Source organism: Streptomyces kanasensis, assembly GCF_043077165.1.
GTDB lineage: Bacteria > Actinomycetota > Actinomycetes > Streptomycetales > Streptomycetaceae > Streptomyces > Streptomyces changanensis.
Map to the genome: position 1 here is coordinate 457,565 of NZ_JBIBSF010000001.1, position 22,888 is coordinate 480,452.

The window sequence follows — 22,888 nt, forward strand, 5'->3', positions numbered from 1 at the left end:
CGCGGATCGCGGGCGTGGATCGGGTCGCGGCGGCGGCGCCCTACGAACGTATGGGCGGCATGCGGCGCCGGACCATGGGGACAGCACCCGACCCGGAGGGGGGCCGCCCTCCCCCGCCCCCGATGCCCGGTGGCAGCCGTGGCGGCACCGTTTCCCGGGTGCGTGACGTACCTCACCACCGGAACTGCGCCTTCCAACCTTGCCTTCCTGTATGTTCGGCCCTTCCGATCTGAGCTAGTCAAATTTGAGGACTACGTCAGCACCGTGCACTGGGACCCCACACTCACCGATCTGGCCCGCTGCTCCACCCTCTTCCTCCCCGCCGACCCCGCCCGTACCGGTCGCGTCGCCTTCTGGGCGCCCGACGACGGACCGCTGCCCGCACCACCGGGGCGCGGCTCCGTGGAGGAGGTCACGGTCGTCGACGACGACGCCCTCCCCCGGCCCGTCCCGGCTTGCTGCCTGCCCGTCGCGGACGCCCTGCCCCTGCTGGCCCGAGTCGGCGCCGGAGCCGTCGCCGAACCGTCGCCGTCCTGCGCCTTCTGGGGCGCCGCCGCGCTGCTCGCCCTGCGCGTCGCCGCACGCGGGCGGTTGCTGCCGGGCCTGAGCACCGCCGGCCACGACGCGTGGCGGGCGGGGCCGCTCCCCGCCGACGACCTGGACCGGTTGCGGACGCTCGCCGCGTCGATGCCGCCCGCGGCCCACGCGCTCCCCGCCGGTACGGACGACGACGGGGTGGTCCTGCTCCCCGACCCCGAGGCGCTGCTGCGGGCCTTCCTGGACGCGGTGGCCGACACGCTGCCGCGCACGCCCGCCGCCCCGCTCGCCACGGGCGGTGCGCCGTACGCGGCGGAGGAACCGCAGTACGTGCCCGGCCTGCGCGACTGGGCCGCCGAGGTGGCGGCCGGACACGACGCCGGAGTGCGGCTCTCCCTGCGCATCGAGGTCACCGGCCTCGACGCGGACGGGGCGGCTCCCGATGCCCCGACCACCGCCGGCGCGGCCGCGGCCGCGCCGGCCTGCGACGGCCCGTCCGCCCACCACCGGTCCGGCGCCTGCGCGTCCGCCGTCGACACCGATCCCCACGAGGCGGACCGGGACACGGCCGGGGACACGCGGGCCGGGGCCGGGCACGGGCCCGCCGTCGCCGGGAACACCGGGCACCGGCCGGCTTTCCGTGCCGTGCCCCAGCTGCACAGCGTCGCCGAGGCCGCGCTGGTCGCGGACGCCTCCGACGTGTGGTCGGGCGCCGCCGGTACGGCCTTCGGCGCCTCGGCCCGCCGGGACGCGCTGCTCGCTCTGCGCCGCGCAGCCCGGATCTGGCCCGCCTTGTCGCCGCTCCTGTCGGCCACCGTGCCCGACGCGCTCGACCTCGCCGACGAGGAGGTCGCGGAACTGCTGGGCGCCGCCGGGCGGGCGCTCGCGCACAACGGCGTGGAGGTGCACTGGCCCCGCGACCTGGCACGGTCGCTGACCATCCGCGCCGTGGTCGGACCTCCGCACGGCGGGGGCGCGGGCGACGGCCACCCGTCCGGACGGGAGTCCGGGCTGCCGTCGCTCCTCTCCGCCGACGCCCTGCTCTCCTTCGACTGGCGCTTCGCCCTCGGCGACCGGCCCGTCGCCCGCGCCGAGCTGGACCGGCTCGCGGAGGCGGGCCGTCCCCTGGTCCGGCTGCGCGACCGGTGGGTGCTGGTCGACCCGGAGGAGGTACGGCGGGCCCGGGAGCGGCGCGACCGCAAGATCACGCCGGTGGAGGCGCTCGGAGCGGTGCTGACGGGCACCACGGAGGTGGACGGCCGTCGGGTCGGCGTCGAGGCGTCGGGATGGTTGCGGGAACTGCGCGACCGGCTCGCCGACCCGGAGGGCGGCCACCAGGAGGTCGGGCAGCCCGCCGCGCTCACCGCGACGCTGCGCGACTACCAGCTGCGCGGGTTGAACTGGCTGCACCGCATGACGTCCCTCGGCCTCGGCGCCTGCCTCGCCGACGACATGGGCCTGGGCAAGACCGTCACGCTCATCGCGCTGCACCTGCACCGGCAGACCGAACCGGCCGCGGCCGGCCCGACGCTCGTCGTCTGCCCCACGTCACTCATGGGCAACTGGCAGCGGGAGATCGAGCGGTTCGCCCCCGGCACTCCGGTACGCCGGTACCACGGCCCGGGCCGCGACCTGGCAGGCGTGGCCGACGGCTCGTTCGTCCTCACCACGTACGGCACGATGCGGCTGGACGCCGAGCGTCTCGCCCGCGCGGACTGGGGCATGGTCGTCGCCGACGAGGCCCAGCACGTGAAGAACCCGTACTCGGCCACCGCCCGCAGGCTGCGCGCCGTCGGCGGCCGCGCGCGGGTCGCGCTCACCGGCACGCCCGTGGAGAACAACCTGTCCGAGCTGTGGGCGATCCTCGACTGGACGACACCCGGACTGCTCGGCCGGCTCGGCACGTTCCGCGACCGGTACGCCCGGGCCGTCGAGGGCGGCGCCGACCCCGCGGCCGCCGAGCGCCTCGCCCGGCTGGTCCGCCCGTTCCTGCTGCGCCGCCGCAAGACGGACCCCGGGATCGCCCCGGAGCTGCCGCCCAAGACGGAGACGGACCGTGCGGTGGCACTGACGACGGAGCAGGCGGCGCTGTACGAGGCGGTGGTCCGCGAGACGCTCGCCGCCATCGCCGCCGCGGACGGCATGGAGCGGCGCGGCCTCGTCGTCACCCTGCTGACCGCGCTGAAGCAGATCTGCAACCACCCGGCGCAGTACCTCAAGGAAGAGGACGCTCCGAGGCTCGCGGACCGCTCGGGAAAGCTGGAGCTGCTCGACGAGCTCCTCGACACCATCCTGGCGGAGGACGGGAGCGTGCTCGTGTTCACCCAGTACGTGCGGATGGCCCGGCTGCTCCAGGACCATTTGGCCGCCCGGGGCGTACGGGCCCAGCTCCTCCACGGCGGCACCCCGGTCGCGCGCCGCGAGGAGATGGTGCGCCGCTTCCAGGACGGCGAGGTACCGGTGTTCCTGCTGTCGCTGAAGGCGGCGGGGACGGGGCTGAACCTCACGCGGGCCGGGCACGTCGTGCACTACGACCGCTGGTGGAACCCCGCCGTGGAGGCGCAGGCCACGGACCGGGCGTACCGGATCGGGCAGACCCAGCCGGTACAGGTGCACCGGTTGGTCGCCGAGGGCACGGTCGAGGACCGCATCGCTGACATGCTGACCCGCAAGCGGCGGCTGGCGGAGTCCGTACTGGGCGGCGCCGGCGAGGCGGCGCTCACCGAGCTGACCGACGCCGAACTGGCGGAGCTGGTCGAGCTGCGCGGCCCCGGCGGTGGCGCCGGAGCCGACACGGCCGCCTCCGGCCACCCGGGCACGGGTCGCACGGGCGTCGCGGGCAGCACGGGCGTCGCGGGCGGCACCGGTGGAAGAAGCGGCACGCGCGGGACCGGCGAAGCGGACAGGGCGCGTGGGGCGTACGAGGCGAACGGGAGGCGTGGACGATGAACGGCACCGATCACGGTGACGAGGCGACCTTCGCCGCGCTGCCGCCCGCCCGCGGGCGCGGCTTCGCGGAGACGTGGTGGGGCCTGGCCTGGCTGCGGACCCTGGAGGACTCGGCCCTCGACGGCCGGCAGTTGCAGCAGGGCCGGGCGCGGGCACGCGCGGGAGCGGTCGGGGCCGTCACCGTCCGGCCCGGCCGGATCACCGCGGTGGTCACGGACCGGGACGGCACCGCCCACCGCGCCGACGTGCTCGTCCAGGAGCTGTCGGACGGGGACTGGGAACGGTTCGCGGCCACGGTGGCGGCCCGCGCGGGCCATGTCGCCGCGCTGCTCGACCGGGACGTGCCTCCGCACCTCGTCGAGGACGTGGCGGCGGTCGGCGTCGACCTGCTGCCGGGCACGGGCGACCTGGAGGCGGAGTGCGGCTGCGGCGCCTGGGACCACTGCCCGCACACGGCGGCCCTGTGCTACCAGGTGGCGCGGCTCCTCGACCGGGACCCCTTCGTGCTGCTCCTGGCGCGGGGGCGGGGTGAGCGGCGGCTGCTCGCGGAGCTGACCGCGGGGGGCACCGCGGCGGCCGGCGCCGACGCGCGCGCCGGGGCCGGCGCCGCGGGGCCTGCGGGCGTCCGGGCGGACGAGGCGTTCGCGATGGGCGGCATCCTGCCCGCGCTCCCCGGCCCGCCGCCCGTACCGGAGGACGCCGGCGAACCGCCGTCCCTCGTCACGGGCGACGACGGCACGGACGGCTCCGGCGGCACGGACGGTACGGACCGTACGGGCGGCGGCGCGGTGGATCCGGCCGCACTGGAGGTGCTGGCCGCCGACGCGGCGGTACGGGCGCGGCGGATGCTGGCCGAGGCGCTGGGCGCGGTGCCGGCGGCCCCGGCGGACGACGGGCCGCCGGACGTGCGCCGGGACGCCGTGCGGCTCGCCGCCACGACCGCGGCGGCCGTTCCCGCCGTGGTCGCGCGGCTCGCGGCGGGCACGGGACGGGACGCGGCGGACATGGCGGCGGCGGTACGGGCCTGGCGGCTCGGTGGTGCGGCCGGCCTCGCCGTGCTGGAGGAGGAGTGCACGCCGGCGCCGGACGTGCTGGCCCGCGCCGAGGCCCTGCTCGCGCGGGCCTGGGACGCCCCCGCCGGGGACGACCCCGCCGACGTCCCCGCGGAGGACCACCCTGCCGGGGACGGCCCGGCACGGGACAGCCCTGCCGGGGACCGCCCTGCCGGCCGCGCCGGGGGCGGCTCCGCCCCGGGCGGCGCTGCCGGGAACGGTGGCGGGCGACCCGCCCTGCGGCCGCTCGGCGGCGGGCGGTGGGAGGTGCCGGGGGCCGGCGCGCAGCTCCGTCTCGGACGCGACGGCCGCTGGTGGCCCTACCGCCGGCTGGACGGCAGGTGGACGCCCGCCGGCCCGGCCGACCCGGACCCGGGCGCGGTCCTGGCCGGGCTGCTGGAGGAGGACGACCTGGGATGACGGCGCCGGGGCCCGGGCGCCCACGTCCGGGCCCGGGGGCCGGGGCTGCCCGGCGCGGACGGGCGTCCCGTCCGTACCGGGCGGTCCGTCACGACCCCGGGCCGCGGGCCGCGCGCCCGTGTCCGCGCCCGCGACCCAGCGGCCGCCCGGCGCGGACGGGTCTCCCGACCCTGCCGGGCGGACCGTCACGCCCCCGGCCCGGGGACGGTTCCGGGAGGCGGCCGTCCGTCAGGCGGTCGTCGTGCCCCGCAGCCGTTCCGCGGCGTCGACGGTCTGCGCCAGCAGGGTGGCGATCGTCATGGGGCCGACCCCGCCCGGCACCGGGGTGATCAGGCCGGCGCGCTCGGCGGCGGACGCGAAGTCGACGTCGCCGACGTTGCCCTCGTTGTAGCCCGCGTCCACCACGACGGCGCCGGGCTTGATGTCCGCGCCCGTGATGAAGCGGGCCCGGCCGACCGCGGCGATGACGATGTCGGCCTCGCGCAGCACGGCCGACAGGTCGGCGGCGGGGGTGCGGGAGTGGCAGTAGGTGACCGTGGCGTTGCGGGCCAGCAGCAGCATCCCGGCGGGCTTGCCGAGGATCGCGCTGCGGCCGACGACGACGGCCCGCTTGCCGGTCGGGTCGACCCCGTACGCGTCGAGGAGTCGCATGATGCCGCCCGGCGTGCACGAGACGAATCCCGGCAGACCGAAGCTCATGGACGCGAACGAGCTGGTGGTGACGCCGTCGACGTCCTTCTCGGGGGCGATCGCCTCGAACGCGGCCCGCTCGTCGATGTGCCGGCCGACCGGGTGCTGGAGCAGGATGCCGTCCACTTCGGGGTCCTGCGACAGCGACCGCAGCGTGGCGACCAGCTCCTCCGTCGTGGTGGTGGCGGGCAGTTCGACGTGGCGGGAGCGGATGCCGGCCTTCTCGCAGCGGGCGCGCTTCATCTTCACGTACGTGACGGACGCGGGGTCCGCGCCGACGAGGACGGTGGCCAGGCACGGCGGGGTGCCGGTGCGGCGCGTGAGGTCGGCGGCGCGGGCGGCGGTCTCCTCGACGAGACGGCGGGCGAGGCCGCTGCCGTCCATGAGGCGGGCGCTTGCGGTCGTGGACACGGGTCCTCCTGGGCGTCGACAGAACGTGTGTGCTGATCGCCCAGGCGCGCGGCAGGTGGCGGTGTCCGCCGGGCCGCTCCCCGGTGGTACTCCACCCAAGCGCCAGTCACGGCCCGTCCCCACTGTACGGGAGGAGGGGGGCGCGCGGGGGCGCGGACCGGGTTGTCGGCGTGCGGCGGGAGGACCACGATGGGCACCCGGCACGGAGACCTCGACGGGGAGGGCGGGTTGAGCGACGCGTGGACGGCCCTGGAGCCGGGTGCGGACCCCGTGCGGCGCGCGGGTGAGCTGCGCCGGGCGCACGAGGCGTTCGTCACGGCGGCCGGCGGGGACGGGGCCGCGCCGGGGCTGGACGGGGCCGGCGGGGCCGGGCCCGTCGGGGCGGGGGGCGTGCCGTTGCGGCCGGTCGTGGCGGAGTCGTGGTGGCGGTGCGCGCGGGCCCGGGTGAGTCCTGAGGGCGCCGCGAGCGTCGAGCTGGACGAGGAGGAGCTGGCGGCGTACCGGGCGGCGCACCCGCTGGCCACGGTGATGCCGGTGGTCCGCGAGCTGACGGGGGCGTACGCCACGGACGGGGAGCACCTGGTGGCGGTGTGCGACGCGTACGGGCGGCTGCTGTGGGTTGAGGGGCACCCTCGGACACTGCGGTCGGCGCGGCGGATGAACTTCGTACCGGGGGCACGCTGGTCGGAGTCGGCGATGGGCACGAACGCGCCGGGCACCGCCCTCGCCGTCGACCGCCCGGTGCAGGTCTTCGCCGCCGAGCACTTCCGGCGCCCGGTCCAGGCGTGGACGTGCGCGGCCGCCCCGGTGCACGACCCGCGGACCGGGCGGCTGCTCGGCGCGGTGGACGTCACGGGCGGGGACCGGCTGGCGCACCCGCACAGTCTGGCGTTCGTCCAGGCGGTGGCGCGGGCGGCGGAGTCCCACCTCGCGCTGCGGGCACCGGCCCCGGCGCCCGACCGGCTGCGCCTGTGCGCGCTCGGGCGGGACGAGGCGCTGCTCGCGGCGGGGGGCCGCACGGTACGGCTGAGCCGGCGGCACAGCGAGATCGTCGTGGTGCTGGCCGCGCACCCGCAGGGACTGTGCGGGGACGAGCTGCTGACGGCGCTGTACGAGGACGGGACCGTCACCCCGGTCACCCTGCGCGCCGAACTGTCGCGACTGCGCGGCCTGTTGGGACCGGAGCTGCTGCGCTCGCGGCCGTACCGGCTGGGCCCGCCGGTGGACGCGGACTTCGACGCCGTGGCGCGGCGGCTGTCGTCGGGCGCGGTGACGGCCGCCCTCGGCGCGTACGCCGGCCCGCTGCTGCCCGGGTCGTGGGCGCCGGGGGTGGCGCGGTTGCGGCGGCGGCTGGCGGACGGGCTGCGTGCGGCGCTCGTCGCGCGCGGGGACCCCGAGCTGCTGGCGGACTGGGCGCACAGCCCGTGGGGCGAGGACGACGTGGAGGTGTGGCGTGCCCTGTCGACGGCGGTACCGGCGGGGCGGCGACCGCAGGTACTGGCGCGGGTGCGGGCACTGGACGCGGAGTTGGCGGCGCCGGGGTGGGCGGTGCGGGGCCCTGCGCCGCGCGCAACGTGGTCGCAACGTCCCGCGCCGTAGCCTCACGGAGGGGAGCGCCGGCCGGACGGCGGCCGACGCTCCCGACACCGCCCGGGCCCGGCCGGTCGGTCGGCCGGCCGGCCGCCGCGCCGGCTCGCCGCCGCCGTCCCACCGGCCGGCCACCGGGGCGACGACGGGATGAGCGGTCCGCGCAGCGCGGGGCCCGCCCGAACGGCTCCGTCCCGCCCCCGGCGGGCGGGGCGGGAGGCGTTGCGGCCGGAGGTCCGCCGAGCACCCCGGCCGCCACTCGGGACCGGCGGGGTGCCGGTGGCCGGGCCGCGCGGCGGGGGACGGTCAGCGGCCGTCAGGACACCTGGAAGACCTCCGCTCGGAAGGGCGCGGGGCGATGCACAGCGGCCCCCGGTGACGCCGGTGCGCGCGTGACGTCGCAGGACGACGGTGCGGCGGTGCGCAGGGAGCGGGCGTCCGTCAGGTGGAGAGCACGGCGGTGAGCATCCGCCGGACGACCGGGGTCAGCTCGGTCGCGTCGGGCACCGGGCGGGTCGCGGCCATCGCGCCGGCGAGCCGGTCGTACAGCAGGCCGTCGGTCCAGGCGACGAGCAGGTCCGCGGCCGCCGCCGGGTCGGGAGCGCCGAGCGTCGCCAGCAGGGCGGCGGCCCTGGACCGTGCGGCGAGGCCGGCGGTCCGCAGGTCGGCGCGCAGTTCCGGCCGCCGGGTCGCCTCCAGGCTGAGTTCGAAGCGGGCGAGCTGGCGGTCCCGCTCCACCGTCAGCCAGTGGTGCAGCAGCGCGGCCAGCGCCTCCGCGGCGGAGTCCGGGTCCGGGCGCCCGTGCTCCGCTTCCCAACGGTCCACGTCGGCCACCGACAGTTCGGCCAGGCGGAGGTAGCAGGCGCTGATCAGGGCGCTGCGCGTGCGGAAGTAGTACGACGTGCTGCCGGCCGGCAGCCCCGCGGCGGCGTCGACCGCGCGGTGGGTCAGACCGCGCAGCCCGGCGGTGGCCACGGTGCTGATGGCGGCGTCGGCGATCAGGTCTCGGCGATCAGGGAGGGACACACCCCCACTCTACAGGTGTAGAGTGCCCGACAACGGCCTCTACATTTGTAGAGGCGCCGGTGGACAAGTGGCACGTGGGGGAAGTCGACATGGATGTTCGTCATGCCGTCGTGGCGGGCGGCGGTATCGGGGGTCTGACCGCGGCGGTGGCCCTGAGCCGCCGCGGATGGCGCGTCACCGTGTGCGAGCGGTCTCCCGCTCTCAGGGGCATCGGCGCCGGCATCGTGCTCGCCCCCAACGCACTGCGCGCGCTGGACTCGATCGGCCTGGGCGCCGAGGTGTCGACGGGGCACGCCCTGCCCGGCACGTTGGGGCTGCGCACACCCGACGGCACGTGGCTGAACCGGTCCGACGGCGACGCGATGTCCACGCGCTACGGGCTCCCCACGCGCGCCGTGCACCGCGGCTTCCTGATCGACGTCCTCGCCGCCGCCCTGCCGCCCGGCGTCGTACGCCTCGGCGTGTCGGTGACCGGTGTGGACGACGCCGGGGGCAGCGCGGTCGTGCGTACGTCCGCGGGCGACCTGCGCGCCGACGTCGTACTGGCGGCCGACGGCTTGCGCAGCGTGCTCCGCGGCCGGCTCTTCCCCGGGCACCCCGGGCTGCGTCACGCCGGTGAGGCCGGCTGGCGAGCGGTGCTGCCCGGTGCCGGTCCGCCTGCCCTGCAGGCGACCGAGACGTGGGGCCGTGGTGAGCGGTTCGGCGTCGTTCCCCTCGCCGACGGCCGGACCTACGTGTACGCCACCGCCGTCACCGGCCCCGGAGGCGCGGAGCCGGCCGACCACCACGCGGAGCTCATCCGGCGCTTCGGCGCGTGGCACGATCCGATACCCGCGCTGCTGGACCGGCTGGACCGGCGGAACCCCGACCCGGTCGGCATACTCCACCACGACTTCCACGAACTGGCCTCGCCGCTGCCGCGGTTCCACGTCGGCCGGGTGGCCCTGCTCGGCGACGCCGCCCACGCGATGACGCCCAACATGGGCCAGGGCGGCTGCCAGGCCATCGAGGACGCGGTCGTCGTGGCGCACCTCCTCACAGCCGGTGCCGACGTACCGGCCGCGCTCGCCGCGTACACGGAGGCCAGGCACCGGCGCACCACCCGTATCAGCCGCCGCTCGCGCCGCATCGGTGAACTCGCGCGGCTCTCCCATCCCCTCGCCGCGGCCCTCCGGAACCTCGCCGTACGAGCCACCCCGCGGGCGGTGACGGCGAGAGCCCTGGACCCGGTCCTCGGCTGGCGACCGCCCTCCGCCCCCGGCCCCGCCCCCGTCAACGTCAACACGCAGGTCAGCCTCAAGGAGCAGTCATGAACACCGCGGTCACCTCCCGCCCCCTCCCCCGGGCGGACTCCGTCCGGCCCTTCACCGTCGGTGCCTACGGCTTCGTCTTCCTGGGCGTCGGCCACCTCGCGCTCTCCGCCGTCGCGGCGGCGGCCACCGCGACACCGCAGCGGCGTGCCGTCGACACGGCCATGCGGGAGTCCACGTTCGCCCTGCTGGGTCTGGAACGCACGCTCATCGACGTCTTCAACGGCATGAGCATCGCCATGGCCTTCTTCGCCATCGCCTGCGGCCTGCTGGTCCTCGCTGCCGTCCGGCACGCCCCCACCCTCGTCCAGCACCGCACGGCCTTCGGCTGGATCGCCCTCGTGGTCTCCCTGGCCGTCCTGGCCGTGTCGGTTCTCCTGCTGCCTCCTCCGCCGATCGTCGTCCTCACCGTCAGCAGCTGCGCCTTCGCCCTGTCGTTGCGCAGGGCGGCGGCCCCCTCCGCTCGCGTGGCCCGGTGACGTGACGCGGGCCGCCACGCCCGCCCGGGTGGGCTGGTTGCGGGGGTGCGGGTGGCGGGCCGCCCACACCCCCGCCTCGTGCCGTGCGGGACGACCGCCCGCGGCGGGGCTGTGGCCGGTTCGGTCCGCCGCCGTCCCGGGGGCCGGACCGGGTGCCGGGCGGTGGTCGCCCGGCGGGAGGCCGGTTCCGGGCGGCGTCAGGGGTGCGGGGGGACGCGCAGGGCGGCCAGGCGGTCGGCGAAGGGCGTCACCTCGTCCGCCGCGGGCGGGGGCCGGTGGCCGGTCATCAGGGCGGACAGTTCCGAGGCCGCCCGGTCGACGCGTTCGGCGAGCGCGGTGGTCCGGGGGTCGGTGCTCGCCCCCCAGTCCTCGGGGGCGGCGAAGACGGCGGTCGGTGCCACCGTGGCCCGCAGGTACGCGAAGAGCGGCCGGACCGCGTGTTCCAGGGCGAGGGAGTGGCGGGCGGTCCCGCCGGTCGCCGCGATCAGCACGGGCTTGCCCGCCAGCACGTCCCGGTCGACGACGTCGAAGAAGGACTTGAACAGGCCGCTGTAGGAGGCGCTGAAGACGGGCGTGACGGCGATCAGGCCGTCCGCCCGCGCCATGGTCCCGATCGTGTCGCGCAGCGCCGGGGGCGGGAAGCCGGTGACGAGGTTGTGGGCGATGTCCACGGCCAGTTCGCGCAGTTCGGCCGTCTCGACCTCGACCGGCCGCCCGGCGTCCACCAGGTGGCGGCCGACGGCGGTGGCGAGCCGGTCGGCGAGGAGCCGCGTCGAGGACGGCACGCTCAACCCGGCCGTGACGACCGCCAGGCGGGCCGGTGTCACCGCTGCTCCCCGGTGGCCCGGGCGACGCGGTCCGCGTGGGTCGGGGCCGCCGGGACGTCGGCCGGCCGGCCGACCGCGAACTCCTTGCGCAGTACCGGCACGACCTCCTCGCCGAGGAGGTCCAACTGCTCCAGCACGGTCTTCAGGGGCAGCCCGGCGTGGTCCATCAGGAACAGCTGGCGCTGGTAGTCCCCCACGACCTCCCGGAAGCCCAGGGTCCGTTCGATGACCTGCTGGGGGGAGCCGACGGTCAGCGGGGTCTGCTCGGTGAACTCCTCCAGGGACGGGCCGTGCCCGTACACGGGCGCGTCGTCGAAGTACGGCCGGAACTCGCGCACCGCGGCCTGGGAGTCGTGACGCATGAAGACCTGGCCGCCGAGGCCGACGACGGCCTGCTCGGGGGTGCCGTGACCGTAGTGCGCGTACCGCTGCCGGTACAGGTCGACCATCTTCTTCGTGTGTTCCTGGGGCCAGAAGATGTTGTTGTGGAAGAAGCCGTCGCCGTAGTAGGCCGCCTGCTCGGCGATCTCGGGTGACCGGATGGAGCCGTGCCAGACGAAGGGCGGCACCCCGTCGAGGGGACGCGGGGTGGAGGTGAAGCCCTGGAGCGGTGTGCGGAAGCGGCCCTCCCAGTCGACGACGTCCTCGCGCCAGAGCCTGCGCAGCAGCGCGTAGTTCTCGACGGCCAGGGGGATCCCCTGGGTGATGTCCTGCCCGAACCAGGGGTAGACGGGGCCGGTGTTGCCGCGTCCCAGCATCAGGTCGACGCGCCCGTCGGCCAGGTGCTGGAGCATCGCGTAGTCCTCGGCGATCTTCACCGGGTCGTTGGTGGTGATGAGGGTCGTCGAGGTCGACAGGATGATGCGCTCGGTGCGCGCGGCGACGTACCCGAGCATGGTGGTGGGCGAGGAGGGCACGAACGGCGGGTTGTGGTGCTCGCCCGTCGCGAAGACGTCCAGTCCCACCTCCTCCGCCTTGAGCGCGATGGTCACCATCGCCTTGATCCGCTCGTGCTCGGTGGGCGTCCGCCCCGAGGTCGGGTCGGGAGTGACGTCCCCCACCGTGAAGATGCCGAACTGCACAGGTTCCACCTTCGTCGTCCGTACGTGGTCGGTCGTGGGACGGCCCGTGGGACCGGTCGTGGAGCCGTCCGCCACCTCCCAGCATGCGCCCGTCGGCGCCGCCCTTGTCGGGGGCGTGGGTGTCCCCGGCCGGATCAGGTCCCTGTCCGGTGCGCTTGGCGGGAAGTGGGCGTCGATCTCGGTGACACGGGTCCGGAGCAAGGCCCGCGGACCTCGGCCGGGCCCCGGGCCGCTGGGACGGCGGGACGGCGGTGGCGTCACCGGGCGGGGTGGCCGGCGGTGGCGTCGCCGGGCGGGGTGGCCGGCCCGTCCGAGCGCCGGGACGGGCGGGAGCCGCGGGACCCCCGTCACCCGGCATCCGGCGCGGGCGACCGGCCCGCGCCGGGACGCCCCACTGCGCGCGGCACCCCCCGGACGCCCCTCCGCCGGCGCGGCACCCCACCGGCGCGCCCCGGGCGGCGTGCGCCCACCGGTGGGGCCCGCCGCCCCTCAGCCGGGCGGCGGTGCCCGTCGCGGCCCCGTCACGCGGCCCGTGCCGGTCAGCGGCCGACGTACGCCGCGAGGTGTTCGCCGGTGAGGGTGGCGCGGGCGGCCACCAGGTCGGCCGGGCGGCCCTCGAAGACGACGCGCCCACCGTCGTGGCCGGCGCCGGGCCCGAGGTCGATGATCCAGTCGGCGTGCGCCATGACCGCCTGGTGGTGCTCGACGACGATGACCGACTTCCCCGCGTCGACGAGCCGGTCGAGCAGCCCCAGCAGCTGTGCCACGTCGGCGAGGTGCAGGCCGGCGGTCGGCTCGTCGAGGACGAGGATGCCGCCCTTGTCGGCCATGTGCGTCGCCAGCTTGAGCCGCTGCCGCTCGCCGCCGGAGAGCGTGGTGAGCGGCTGGCCGAGGGTGAGGTAGCCGAGCCCGACGTCGGCGAGGCGGTCGAGGATCCGGTGCGCGGCCGGCGTGGCCGCGTCCCCGGAGCCGAAGAACTCCTCGGCCTCCGCCACCGACATCGCCAGGACCTCGCTGATGTCGCGGCCGCCGAGCCGGTACTCCAGCACCGACGCCTGGAACCGCCGGCCCTCGCAGTCCTCGCAGGGGGTGGCGACGCCCGCCATCATGGCCAGGTCGGTGTAGAGGACGCCGGCGCCGTTGCACGTGGGGCAGGCGCCCTCGGAGTTGGCGCTGAACAGGGCCGGCTTCACCCCGTTGGCCTTGGCGAACGCCTTGCGGATCGGATCGAGCAGCCCGGTGTACGTCGCCGGATTGCTCCGCCGCGAGCCGCGGATGGGGCTCTGGTCGACCACTACCACGCCCGCTCCGGCGGGGACGGAACTGTGTACGAGGGAGCTCTTGCCGGACCCGGCGACCCCGGTGACGACGCACAGCACGCCGAGGGGGACGTCGACGTCGACGTCGCGCAGGTTGTGCGTGTTCGCGCCGCGGATCTCCAGCGTGCCGGTGGGCTCGCGCACGGTCTCCTTGAGGCCGGCCCGGTCGTCGTAGTGGCGCCCGGTGACGCTGCCGGCGGTCCGCAGCTCCTCGACGGTGCCCTGGAAGCAGACGGTGCCGCCCGCCGTGCCGGCGCCGGGGCCGAGGTCGACGACGTGGTCGGCGATGGCGATGACCTCCGGCTTGTGCTCGACGACGAGCACGGTGTTGCCCTTGTCGCGCAGGCGCAGCAGCAGTTCGTTCATCCGCTGGATGTCGTGCGGGTGCAGGCCGACGGTCGGCTCGTCGAAGACGTACGTGACGTCGGTGAGGGAGGACCCGAGGTGGCGGACCATCTTCACGCGCTGCGCCTCACCGCCCGACAGGGTGCCCGACGGGCGGTCGAGCGACAGGTAGCCCAGCCCGATCTCCACGAACGAGTCGAGGGTGTGGCCCAGCTTGGCGAGGAGCGGCGCCACCGAGGGCTCGTCCAGGCCGCGGACCCACTCGGCCAGGTCCCGGATCTCCCTCGCGCAGGCGTCGGCGATGCTGATCCCCGCGACCTTCGACGTGCGGGCCCCCTCGCTGAGCCGGGTGCCGTCGCACTCGGGGCAGGTGGTGAAGGTGACGGCCCGTTCCACGAACGCCCGGATGTGCGGTTGCATCGCCTCCTTGTCCTTCGACAGGAACGACTTCTGGATCTTGGGGATCAACCCCTCGTAGGTGAGGTTGACGCCGTTGACCTTGACCTTGGTCGGCTCCCGGTACAGGAAGTCCTGCATCTCCTTCTTCGTGTACGCGCGGATCGGCTTGTGCGGGTCGAGGAAGCCGGACTCGGCGTAGACGCCGACGGTCCACACGTTGTCGGACTTCCAACCGGGGATGGTGAACGCGCCCTCGGCGATCGACTTGGAGTCGTCGTAGAGCTGGGTGAGGTCGATGTCGGAGACCGTCCCCCGGCCCTCGCAGCGCGTGCACATGCCGCCGGTGCGCTGGAAGGTCGCCTTCACCGCCTTCTTGGCGCCGCGCTCCACGGTGATCGCGCCGCTCGCCCGGACCGAGGGGACGTTGAACGCGTACGCGCTGGGCGGGCCGATGTGCGGCTCGCCCAGCCGGCTGAAGAGGATGCGCAACATCGCGTTGGCGTCGGTGACGGTGCCGACGGTGGAGCGGGGGTCGGCGCCGATGCGCTGCTGGTCGACGCTGATCACGGTGGTCAGCCCGTCGAGCACGTCGACCTCCGGCCGCGCCGGCGTCGGCATGAAGCCCTGGACGAAGGCGCTGTAGGTCTCGTTGATGAGCCGCTGCGACTCCGCGGCGATCGTGTCGAAGACGAGGGAGCTCTTGCCGGAGCCGGAGACGCCGGTGAACACCGTCAGCCGTCTCTTCGGGATCTCGACGCTGACGTCCTTGAGGTTGTTCACGCGCGCGCCGTGCACGCGGATCACGTCGTGGCGGTCCGCGGCGTGCGGCGCGGCCGTGCGCGCGGCCGTCCTCGTGGCCTTGCTCATGATGTCTCCCTCGGTGTACGGGGCCGGACGGCCGTCTGCCCGGGCGCCACGCGGATCGGTCCTGCCTGCTGCGAGCGGTGGGGCCCCCGGCATCGGAGCGGTGGCGGGGGCGGGCCCGGCGCCCACCCGCTCCGTACCGCCGGCGCGACGCCCGGCCGCCCGCCGTGTCCCGTGCCGCCGCGCGGCCCGCGGGCATCGGTGTCGGGGTAGAAAGGCCGGGACGGTGGCCGGGGTGGCGGCCGGGACGTCGTGCGAGAGGAGAGGATCAGGTGACGGGTGCTGCCCACGGGGATCAGGGTAGGTGCGGCCGGGTGGTCCGTGCTTCTCCGTTTCTGATCGTTCCCGATCGTCTCCCCGAGCCGTGGGGCGGCGCCCCCGTCGGGGGAACGCACGCCCGCCGTCCGGGAGGGGATCTCCACGTGACCACCGACCGTTGTACCCGCGGAGAGAGCGTTCCGTGTACGCGCGACCGCGCCGCCCACGCGATGAGGAGGACCCCATGAACGCCGCCGGTGAACGACGGCAGCAGCTCGACGCGGCCAGCGTCCTCAACGCCAAGAGGACCCTCGTCCAGCTCCTCGGCCGCGCGGGGGTCTACGCCGGCGACGCGGAGGAACTGGTCGGGCTGGTCGAGGCCGGCGCGCTCTCCCTCGCGGGCGACGAGGTGGCGGGCCTGGTGCGGAGCGCTCCGACGGAGAAGGGCCCGCTGTACGGCTCGGGTTGGCTCGACGGGGCCCGCGCCGCCGCCGACCACCTCGGCGATCTCGCCGAGCGGGCCCTGCGGGACGCCGTGGCCCGCGACTCCTCGGCCGCCTCGCAGGACGCCCGCACTCCCGTCGGGCGGATGGAGGTGGAGCGGGCCAAGGTGGCGGTCGTCCCCCTGTACCTGTCGTTCACCACCCCTTCCGACCTCGATCCCGAGGTGTCCGACCAGGTGCTCACCGCCGTCCTCGGCACCATGGGCTCGCGGCAGCGGGCCGGGTACGCGGGGCTGCTCGCCCAGTTCGCAGCCGAGCACCGGCAGCGGCTGGAGCGGCTGTTCGGGACGTACGGGCCCGGCAGCTCCGTCGCGGTCCACGGCCGCTACTCGCTCATCCACTCCCCCACCAGCGTCGCCGTCCTGGAACGCCTCGGCGCGGCGCCGTCCGCGCTGCGGGAGGAGTGGGACGCCGCCGAACTGCCGCCCGCCTGGCTGGAGGGGCTCGCGACGGCCTGGGGCTCACCCGTCTGACCACCGGCCACCGACCGTCCCCGCGGAACGCGTTCGGCGGACCGGCGGCAGCGGGGGGCCGGGAGCCGCACGGCCCGCCGCCGTTCGCCCCCCGGCCCCGCTGGGCGCCCGCCGCCGTTCGCCGTTCGCCGTTCGCCGTTCGCCGGGCCACACCGGGTGCCCACCGGTGCTTCGAGGCGGCGTCGTTGGCCGCGGTGGCGGCGGTTAGCCTGCACGGATGAGCGAGACGAATGGTGGCGGCCGCCGCCTCCTCCTTCCCGCGCCGGCGCGGCCGGCCGCGGCGCCCGACGGCGGCGGCGTCGTCGACGCCGAGCCGTACGTCCTCCGGTGCCGCCGCCACTCCGGGCCGACCCCGCCGCCCGGGAGGCACGCGCTGACCCCGCGCAGCCCTGCCCGCGCGGTCGTCGCGGCCGCCCGCCCGGAGTCCCCGACGTACGCCGGGGACGTCCCGGCGCCGTGCCGGTGAGCGGGCGGCCCGGCGGGGCGGCGCGGGCGGCCGCCGTCCATCTGGCGGGAGTCTGGTTCGTCGGGTGCGTGCTGACCGCGGTGCAGTTCCAGGCGGTGCTGGTCGCGCTCTTCGTCGGAGGGTGGGGTGCCTTCGCCGTGGTCCCGCTCGTCGTGGTGCCGCCGGCCGTGGCCCTGCTGGCGGTCATGGGCAGGACGGCCCGCGTCTTCGTGCCGCTCGTCCGGCGACCGCGCGGCCCGTGGAGGTGGGCCGCGGTGGTGTATGGCCTGGGCACCGCGGGCGCGGCCGCCGCCGTCGCGGCGAGCCTGTCCACCGGCGGGCGCGGCGGCCCGCTCGTCCTCCTCGCCGGAGGGACCTGTTACGCGCTGGCCGCGGCGTCCCTCGTGCCGGGGGCGCGGGCGCGGGCGGGGACGCTCGGGGCGGCGGCCCTGCTCGTGGCCGCCGGCGCGTACGCCGTGTGGGACGCGTCGCGGCCGCCCACGCTCGACACCTGGCTCACCGCCCACCGCGTCGACCGCGACCTGCTGCGCCTCGGCGACACGCCCCCCGGCCACGCGTCGCGGGTCCTCGGCGCGAGCGGGGACGGGTTCGGCGTCGCGTACGAGCGGCCCGGGTCGCCGGGGCTGCACCTGGCGGTGGCCCGCGCCGGACAGGACGCCCGGCGGGTCGACGCGCGCGGCTGCCCCGTCCCGTACGGCGGTGTGGTGCGCTGCGCGGACGACGCCGGGGGGCGGCTGCTGGTGACGTACGAGGACGGCGACACCCGGCGGGAGTTGCGCCTGGAGCGGGAGGGGCTGGTGTACACGGTGTCCTTCCGCGGCGCGGACGCCGAGCTGTCCGCCGCCCGGCACGTCCTGTCCACGCTCCGGCCCGCCACCGCCGCCGAGTTGGCCCCGCTGCGGGAGTTCGGTATGCCGCGCTGAACGGCGCGGTGTCCGCCGCGTCGTTCGGGGACGGGTACGGGCCCCTCCGCGTGGTGCGGAGGGGCCCGTACGCGCGGGGCGTGCGGGGTCAGGGCGTGGCGACCGTGCCGCCGAAGGTCACCACGAGGCGGCCGTCGGCGGCGCACGACCAGGCGAGGGTCCCGCCGTACGCGGAGCAGCGGGGACCGTTGGCGCCGGTCCAGGACTGGTGGGAGCCGTCGGCGTCCCCGACGGTCCTGTCGTTCGTGCCGCCGCCGGTGCGGCAGGACTGGGGCCGGCACGGCGTGGGGCGGGCACGGCAGGACGGCAGGCTCGGCGTTGGCTGCCCGGTACGGGGGACGCGATGGGCGCTCGTACGGGAAGAGGGGCGGGCCGGGCCCCGGGACACCACCCCCCTGCGGCCACCGGACCGGCCCCCGGCGGGTCAGGAGACGGCGCCCTCGGACCAGGCCCGCCGCAGGATCTCGTCGACGGTCCGGTCGACGGACTGGTGGGAGGTGTCGAGCCACAGCCCGATCGGGGGCGTGTCGACCCGCAGGATCCTGTCGAGGTCCCGCGGCTGCCAGTCGGCCCCGTAGCCGGTCTTCGCGCGCTGCTCCTCGCGCCGGGCCACGGCCTCCGGGTCGGGCGCCAGCACGACGACGGCCAGCGGGCGGCTCCTGATCGTCCGGGTGATCTCGACCAGGTGCTCGCCGAGCAGGACGTCCTGGAGCACGACGGTGAAGCCGGCCTCGGCATAGGCGTCGGCGGACGCGGCGGCCAGCCGGTGGCGCAGCCGCAGCTGGGCGACGGCCTCCGGCGGGGCCTCGGCCGTCATGTCCGCCCGGCCCCTGACGATCATGCGGCGGAACACGTCGCCGCGGAGGTGGACCGAGCGCGGCAGCCGCTCGGCGAGGGCCTGGGCGACGGTGGACTTGCCCGCGGCCGAGATGCCCGAGACGACGATGACGCCGGGCGCCTCGCCGCCGGGGACGGCGGTGGGGCCGGTGTGTCCGGTCATGTACGGGGGTCCTCTCTCGTGCACGGGCGTGGGCGCGGCGCGCGGACGATGCGGACGATACCGGCCGGGCGGAGCCGACCTCCTGCAGGAAGAGGAGCCGTCCCTCCCGGTGATGTACGCCGCGGCGCCCGCCCCGGGCCGGGACGCGTCGCCGGATCACCGGCGTGCCGGTGCGGTCGTATCTCCCGGTGCCGCCGCGCGGCCGGGCCGCCGCGGCGCCGGTCTGGTGCCCCGGAGAACGCGAGCGCCGGGGCGTCGGCGGCCCCGGCCCCATCCGTTCAGCGTGTCGATCAGGTGAGGGACGGTCAACGGGATTGCCGCGGGCACCGCTCTTCTCCGGTCGGAACAGTGTGCCGGACACGGCAATGCGGCACGCGCCGCCATGCGACCGGACACAGCGCCCCCACACGGTGGCGAGAGCACGGCCCCACGCGGCAGCGGCGGTACGACCTGGGCCCGGTCGGGCGCCGGGGCGGCCCGGGCCGAGCACCAGACCGGGGCGGCCCTGGTCGCGGACCGAGCGCCGGGACGGATCGGCTCCGGCAGGCGGGCCGAGCGCCGGGACGGGCAGGGTCGGTCCGGATCGATCCTGCGTCGGACCGGACCGGACCGGACCGCGCCGTGCGGCCGGCCGGGGGCGGCGGGTGGTGCGCCGGCCGCGATCCGTGGAACACATCCGCCGGAAGCGTCGGTGCGCGACGTGCACGACCGGGCGGAAGGACGAGGCGATGCGCGGCAGGACCGGAGGCGGCGGAAGCCGCCGGCGGGTGGCGGTGGCGGTTGCCGCGCTGGTGGCGGCGGTCACGGTGCTCCAGGCACCGTCCGCCGCGGGCACGGACCCCGGGCGGGACACCGTCCGGACGGAGTCGGGGAAGGTGCGGGGCGTCCGCTCCGGTGAGCACACGCTGTACTACGGCATCCCCTACGCGGGCCCGCCCACCGGCGCCCACCGGTGGGCGCCACCCCGCCCGGCCGTCCCGTGGTCCGGTGTCCGCGACGCGACGCGGCCCGGTCCGCTGTGCCCGCAGGTGCCGTCCGCGTACGCGCCGATCGCCAGCGAGGAGGAGGACTGCCTCGTCCTGAACGTGACGACGCCGCCCCGCGGGACGCGCGGGCCCGCTCCGGTACTGGTGTGGATCCACGGCGACGGCGCGGTGGGCGGCGGGGCCTTCTTCGACGGCCGCCGACTCGCCGAGCGCGGCGTGCTCGTGGTGACGGTCAACTACCGCATGGGCGTCTTCGGCGGACTGGCGTTGCCGGGGCTCGAAGGGTCCGGCGCGTTCGGGCTCCAGGACCAGCAGGCGGCGATGGCCTGGGTGCGGCGCAACGCCGCCGCGTTCGGTGGCGACCCGCGGAACGTGACGGTCGCGGGCGTCTCCTTCGGGGCGGCCGCCATCGCCGGGCACCTCACCTCGCCCGGCGCGCGGGGCTTGTTCGACCGGGCGGTCATGGCGAGCGGCGAGGGCATGATGGACATGCCGGCCGGGACGATGGGCCCCGGCGTCCCCGGTTACCCGTGGTACGTCTGGCGGTCCGTCCGGGAGCTGGAGGACGTCACGACCGAGACGACCGCCCCGCTCGGCTGCCGTCACGCCGATCCCCGGCGCACGCTCGACTGCCTGCGCGCGCTGCCGGTGAAGCGGATCCTGGAGGTGCCGCACATCATGAACGCCCACCAGGCGTTCGCGGTCGGCGGCGCCACCCTCCCGGAGCTCCCTCCCGACGCGCTGCGGGTCGGCCGCTCCCACCGGGTGCCGGTGCTCTCCGGGGCGACGCGCGACGAGCACCGCACGTTCGTCGGTCTGCTGTACGACGCGGTGGGCCGCCCGTTCACGGGGGCGGACTACGACCGGGCCCTGCGCACCGCGTTCGGGCCGCACGCGCGGCGCGTCGCCGCCGCGTACCCGCTCGCGTCCTTCCCCTCGCCGGGGCTCGCCTGGGCGACGGTGGTGACCGACCGCATGTGGGCCCGCGGCACCCACGCGCAACACGAGGCCCTGGCCCGGCGGGCGCCGGTGTACGCGTACGAGTTCGCCGACCGCGACGCCCCGATGTTCCTGCCGCTGCCGGACGGGTTCGACTTCGGGGCGTATCACGCCGGCGACCTGCCGTACCTCTTCGAGGACGACAAGGCGGAGCCGCTGTTCACTCCGGCGCAGCGGCGGCTGGCCGCCACGATGGCGGACTACTGGGCGGCGTTCGCGCGGACGGGCGACCCGAACGGTCCCGGCCGGCCCGCCTGGCGCCCGTACCGGCCGGGTGACCGGCCGGCGTACACCCAGTCCCTGGCGCCCGGCCGGATCGGGCCGGTCGACTACCACCGCGAGCACCGCCTCGACTTCTGGAGCCGGCTCCCCTGACGTCCGGAGCGGGCCGGGCACCGCGAGCCCGCCCCGATCGGCCCTGGGTGGACTGCGGTGGTCGGGCGTGCGCCGGGACCCCGCCCCCGGCGACGGGACCGGGGCGGTGCAGCGTTCGACGTTCAGGGAGGCCGGCAGCTGGGTGGAGGCGTGGGCGAGGAACGCGGTCCGCTGCTGCTCGTGGTGGAGCGCCCGCTCGGCCAGGGACCGGTCGGTGTCGTCGACCAGCCACCACACGACGTCGCCGTCCGCGCCGACGGTCGGGTGAGCCTCCAGGGAGAGACCGTCGTGGCAGCCCCGGACGGGGCGGCCCGCGGCGCCGGGCCCGGCGTCGTCGTCCTGGCCATGGGCGAGGCCGCGGTGCGCGTCGGCGAGCCACGACGGCAGCGTGTCGTCGATCCAGGCACCGGTGACCGCCTCGGGGAAGAGCGCGGCCGCGGCGTCCTTCGTCCGCACCACGCCGCCGGTGGAGTCGGCGACGAGTGCGGGGTAGGGCGCGCTCATCCAGGAGGCGCCCACGGTGTGCGCGAGGTTTGCGTTTCCGGAAAGCGCTTCCGGGTGAAAGCCCGCCGGACCCGCGGCCGGCGGGGCATCTGCACAGCGCGTGCGGCCCGCCGACGCCGAAAGGCCACACAGGACTACCAGGCGTCATCGGCGGCGGACCGCTCGTGGCGCCCGTCGGGGCAGTCGTCCACCCCCGTGCGCCGCGGACGGAGGGGCTGCGACAATGCCGCGGTGAGCGAAGACCCGGAAGTCCTGACGACCGTGACCGGCGAGGTCCGCGTCGTACGCGTCGCCGGCGAGTTCGACTTCGACACCGTCGAGCGACTCGTCCGCGCGTTCGACCCCCGGGAGGGGGGCGGCACCACGGCCACCGTCCTCGACCTGTCGCAGGTGCGGTTCGCCGACTCGGCGTTCCTGCACGCCCTCCTCCAGGCGCGGGCGCGCCACCTGGAGGCGGGTGCGCGGCTCGTGCTGGCGCAGCCGGCCGCGTGCGTCGTCCGGCTGCTGGAGGTCACCGGTACGGCCGGTTCCTTCATCCTCGCCGGCACGGTCACCGCCGCCCTCTCCGCGGCCCGTGGGGTGTCGAGTGATGGTCCGACGGAAGGATGAGCGTGTCCGGTCCGCCAAACCCGGGCAAACGGACATGAGCGACACGCGAGAGACGGTAGACCGGACAGTAGGAGTGAAGGAGGTGAACATGACGACCCACGACACGATGACCGGCCACACGCGGTGGCCGGCCACCGCGGCCGCGGCCCGTGACCAGGTACGCCACCTCCTCGCCGCCACCGGCCCGCCGCCGCCCGAGAGGGTGGTCGACGACATCCTGCTGGTGACGTCCGAACTCGTCACGAACGCGCTGCGCCACGGAGGCGGCATCACCGCCTTCGCCGCCGAGCGCGACGCGGACACGGTCCACATCAGCGTGAGCGACCGTTGCCCGACACCGCCCACCACCATCCCCCGCCACCACCCGGCCACCCCGGGCGGCTACGGCTGGCCCCTCATCCGGCGGCTCAGCACACGCGTCACCGTCGTGCCCTCCACCGACGGCAAGACGATCACCGCGGTCATCCGCTCGCACTGACGGCGCCGGGGCGGCCC

Annotated in this window: 17 protein-coding genes, 1 pseudogene and 1 riboswitch; of the genes and pseudogenes, 11 read left to right on the top strand and 7 right to left on the bottom strand. The window is 76.4% G+C overall.

Translation table 11 applies throughout. The annotated features are described in order from the left end of the window. Window positions 1–264 precede the first annotated feature (264 nt). Entirely contained in the window at window positions 265–3,486 is a 3,222-nt protein-coding gene (locus tag ACF053_RS01990) for a DEAD/DEAH box helicase (protein ID WP_391951983.1), read from the top strand. Beyond that, entirely contained in the window at window positions 3,483–4,958 is a 1,476-nt protein-coding gene (locus tag ACF053_RS01995; RefSeq protein ID WP_391951984.1) for an SWIM zinc finger family protein, read from the top strand. Before ACF053_RS01990 ends, ACF053_RS01995 begins: the two co-directional genes overlap by 4 nt. A 228-nt stretch (window positions 4,959–5,186) precedes the next feature. Here ACF053_RS01995 and ACF053_RS02000 read toward each other — a convergent pair whose 3' ends face one another. Next, window positions 5,187–6,032 (bottom strand): bifunctional 5,10-methylenetetrahydrofolate dehydrogenase/5,10-methenyltetrahydrofolate cyclohydrolase, encoded by an 846-nt coding sequence (locus tag ACF053_RS02000; RefSeq protein ID WP_391952624.1) that lies wholly within the window; start codon window positions 6,030–6,032, stop codon window positions 5,187–5,189. Window positions 6,033–6,090: 58 nt separating this feature from the next. Next, window positions 6,091–6,179, bottom strand: a riboswitch (ZMP/ZTP riboswitch). A gap of 69 nt (window positions 6,180–6,248) precedes the next feature. On the opposite strand from ACF053_RS02000, the gene ACF053_RS02005 reads away from it, so the two are divergent. After that, on the top strand, window positions 6,249–7,658 hold the full coding sequence (locus ACF053_RS02005) for a GAF domain-containing protein (RefSeq protein ID WP_391951985.1): 1,410 nt from the start codon (window positions 6,249–6,251) through the stop codon (window positions 7,656–7,658). Between the two features lie 429 nt (window positions 7,659–8,087). Here ACF053_RS02005 and ACF053_RS02010 read toward each other — a convergent pair whose 3' ends face one another. Then, entirely contained in the window at window positions 8,088–8,672 is a 585-nt protein-coding gene (locus tag ACF053_RS02010) for a TetR/AcrR family transcriptional regulator (RefSeq protein WP_391951986.1), read from the bottom strand. An 89-nt stretch (window positions 8,673–8,761) separates the two neighbouring features. Between ACF053_RS02010 and ACF053_RS02015 the strand changes: the two genes are divergently transcribed. Together ACF053_RS02015 and ACF053_RS02020 are read left to right on the top strand one after the other, a co-directional pair. Next, complete coding sequence (locus ACF053_RS02015) at window positions 8,762–9,985, top strand: FAD-dependent monooxygenase (protein WP_391951987.1); 1,224 nt, start codon at window positions 8,762–8,764, stop codon at window positions 9,983–9,985. Beyond that, complete coding sequence (locus ACF053_RS02020; protein ID WP_391951988.1) at window positions 9,982–10,461, top strand: LIC_13387 family protein; 480 nt, start codon at window positions 9,982–9,984, stop codon at window positions 10,459–10,461. Before ACF053_RS02015 ends, ACF053_RS02020 begins: the two co-directional genes overlap by 4 nt. Window positions 10,462–10,658: 197 nt before the next feature. Here ACF053_RS02020 and ACF053_RS02025 read toward each other — a convergent pair whose 3' ends face one another. The 3 genes from ACF053_RS02025 to ACF053_RS02035 all read right to left on the bottom strand — a co-directional run bounded on the left by ACF053_RS02025 (window position 10,659) and on the right by ACF053_RS02035 (window position 15,300). After that, the gene (locus tag ACF053_RS02025) at window positions 10,659–11,288 is read right to left on the bottom strand and encodes an FMN reductase (protein WP_391951989.1); all 630 of its coding nucleotides are present in this window, start codon (window positions 11,286–11,288) and stop codon (window positions 10,659–10,661) included. Further along, a complete protein-coding gene (locus ACF053_RS02030) occupies window positions 11,285–12,370 on the bottom strand; it encodes an LLM class flavin-dependent oxidoreductase (RefSeq protein ID WP_391951990.1) in 1,086 nt (361 codons plus the stop codon). The genes ACF053_RS02025 and ACF053_RS02030 overlap by 4 nt, the downstream gene beginning before the upstream one ends. 539 nt (window positions 12,371–12,909) lie before the next feature. Next, window positions 12,910–15,300 carry an ATP-binding cassette domain-containing protein gene (locus tag ACF053_RS02035; RefSeq protein WP_391951991.1) on the bottom strand — a complete coding sequence of 797 codons (2,391 nt, stop codon included), beginning with the start codon at window positions 15,298–15,300 and terminating at the stop codon, window positions 12,910–12,912. Window positions 15,301–15,799: 499 nt separating this feature from the next. Between ACF053_RS02035 and ACF053_RS02040 the strand changes: the two genes are divergently transcribed. From ACF053_RS02040 to ACF053_RS02050, 3 genes are all read left to right on the top strand, one after another. Further along, complete coding sequence (locus ACF053_RS02040; RefSeq protein ID WP_391951992.1) at window positions 15,800–16,531, top strand: hypothetical protein; 732 nt, start codon at window positions 15,800–15,802, stop codon at window positions 16,529–16,531. A 217-nt stretch (window positions 16,532–16,748) separates the two neighbouring features. Then, a complete protein-coding gene (locus ACF053_RS02045; RefSeq protein ID WP_391951993.1) occupies window positions 16,749–16,997 on the top strand; it encodes a hypothetical protein in 249 nt (82 codons plus the stop codon). Further along, on the top strand, window positions 16,988–17,920 hold the full coding sequence (locus ACF053_RS02050; RefSeq protein WP_391951994.1) for a hypothetical protein: 933 nt from the start codon (window positions 16,988–16,990) through the stop codon (window positions 17,918–17,920). The genes ACF053_RS02045 and ACF053_RS02050 overlap by 10 nt, the downstream gene beginning before the upstream one ends. An 88-nt stretch (window positions 17,921–18,008) precedes the next feature. On the opposite strand, the pseudogene ACF053_RS02055 reads toward ACF053_RS02050, so the two are convergent. Beyond that, window positions 18,009–18,188, bottom strand: a pseudogene (locus ACF053_RS02055) (right-handed parallel beta-helix repeat-containing protein); the annotation flags it as partial. A 156-nt stretch (window positions 18,189–18,344) separates the two neighbouring features. Then, window positions 18,345–18,920, bottom strand: coding sequence for an AAA family ATPase (locus ACF053_RS02060; protein WP_391951995.1), 576 nt, complete (start codon window positions 18,918–18,920; stop codon window positions 18,345–18,347). Between the two features lie 728 nt (window positions 18,921–19,648). Between ACF053_RS02060 and ACF053_RS02065 the strand changes: the two genes are divergently transcribed. From ACF053_RS02065 to ACF053_RS02075, 3 genes are all read left to right on the top strand, one after another. Further along, window positions 19,649–21,280: a carboxylesterase/lipase family protein gene (locus ACF053_RS02065; protein ID WP_391951996.1), complete on the top strand. Its 1,632-nt coding sequence runs from the start codon at window positions 19,649–19,651 to the stop codon at window positions 21,278–21,280. A 735-nt stretch (window positions 21,281–22,015) separates the two neighbouring features. Beyond that, window positions 22,016–22,393, top strand: coding sequence for an STAS domain-containing protein (locus ACF053_RS02070; protein WP_391951997.1), 378 nt, complete (start codon window positions 22,016–22,018; stop codon window positions 22,391–22,393). Between the two features lie 88 nt (window positions 22,394–22,481). Then, window positions 22,482–22,871: an ATP-binding protein gene (locus tag ACF053_RS02075; protein WP_391951998.1), complete on the top strand. Its 390-nt coding sequence runs from the start codon at window positions 22,482–22,484 to the stop codon at window positions 22,869–22,871. Window positions 22,872–22,888: the final 17 nt, after the last annotated feature.

Excerpts from the sequence above, each read along its gene's own strand:
- ACF053_RS02065 (WP_391951996.1), top strand. The coding sequence starts at position 19,649 with ATGCGCGGCAGGACCGGAGGCGGCGGAAGCCGCCGGCGGGTGGCGGTG.
- ACF053_RS02060 (WP_391951995.1), bottom strand. The coding sequence starts at position 18,920 with ATGACCGGACACACCGGCCCCACCGCCGTCCCCGGCGGCGAGGCGCCC.
- ACF053_RS02040 (WP_391951992.1), top strand. The coding sequence starts at position 15,800 with ATGAACGCCGCCGGTGAACGACGGCAGCAGCTCGACGCGGCCAGCGTC.
- ACF053_RS02000 (WP_391952624.1), bottom strand. The coding sequence starts at position 6,032 with ATGGACGGCAGCGGCCTCGCCCGCCGTCTCGTCGAGGAGACCGCCGCC.
- ACF053_RS01995 (WP_391951984.1), top strand. The coding sequence starts at position 3,483 with ATGAACGGCACCGATCACGGTGACGAGGCGACCTTCGCCGCGCTGCCG.
- ACF053_RS02045 (WP_391951993.1), top strand. The coding sequence starts at position 16,749 with ATGAGCGAGACGAATGGTGGCGGCCGCCGCCTCCTCCTTCCCGCGCCG.
- ACF053_RS02005 (WP_391951985.1), top strand. The coding sequence starts at position 6,249 with ATGGGCACCCGGCACGGAGACCTCGACGGGGAGGGCGGGTTGAGCGAC.
- ACF053_RS02075 (WP_391951998.1), top strand. The coding sequence starts at position 22,482 with ATGACGACCCACGACACGATGACCGGCCACACGCGGTGGCCGGCCACC.
- ACF053_RS02020 (WP_391951988.1), top strand. The coding sequence starts at position 9,982 with ATGAACACCGCGGTCACCTCCCGCCCCCTCCCCCGGGCGGACTCCGTC.
- ACF053_RS02015 (WP_391951987.1), top strand. The coding sequence starts at position 8,762 with ATGGATGTTCGTCATGCCGTCGTGGCGGGCGGCGGTATCGGGGGTCTG.
- ACF053_RS02035 (WP_391951991.1), bottom strand. The coding sequence starts at position 15,300 with ATGAGCAAGGCCACGAGGACGGCCGCGCGCACGGCCGCGCCGCACGCC.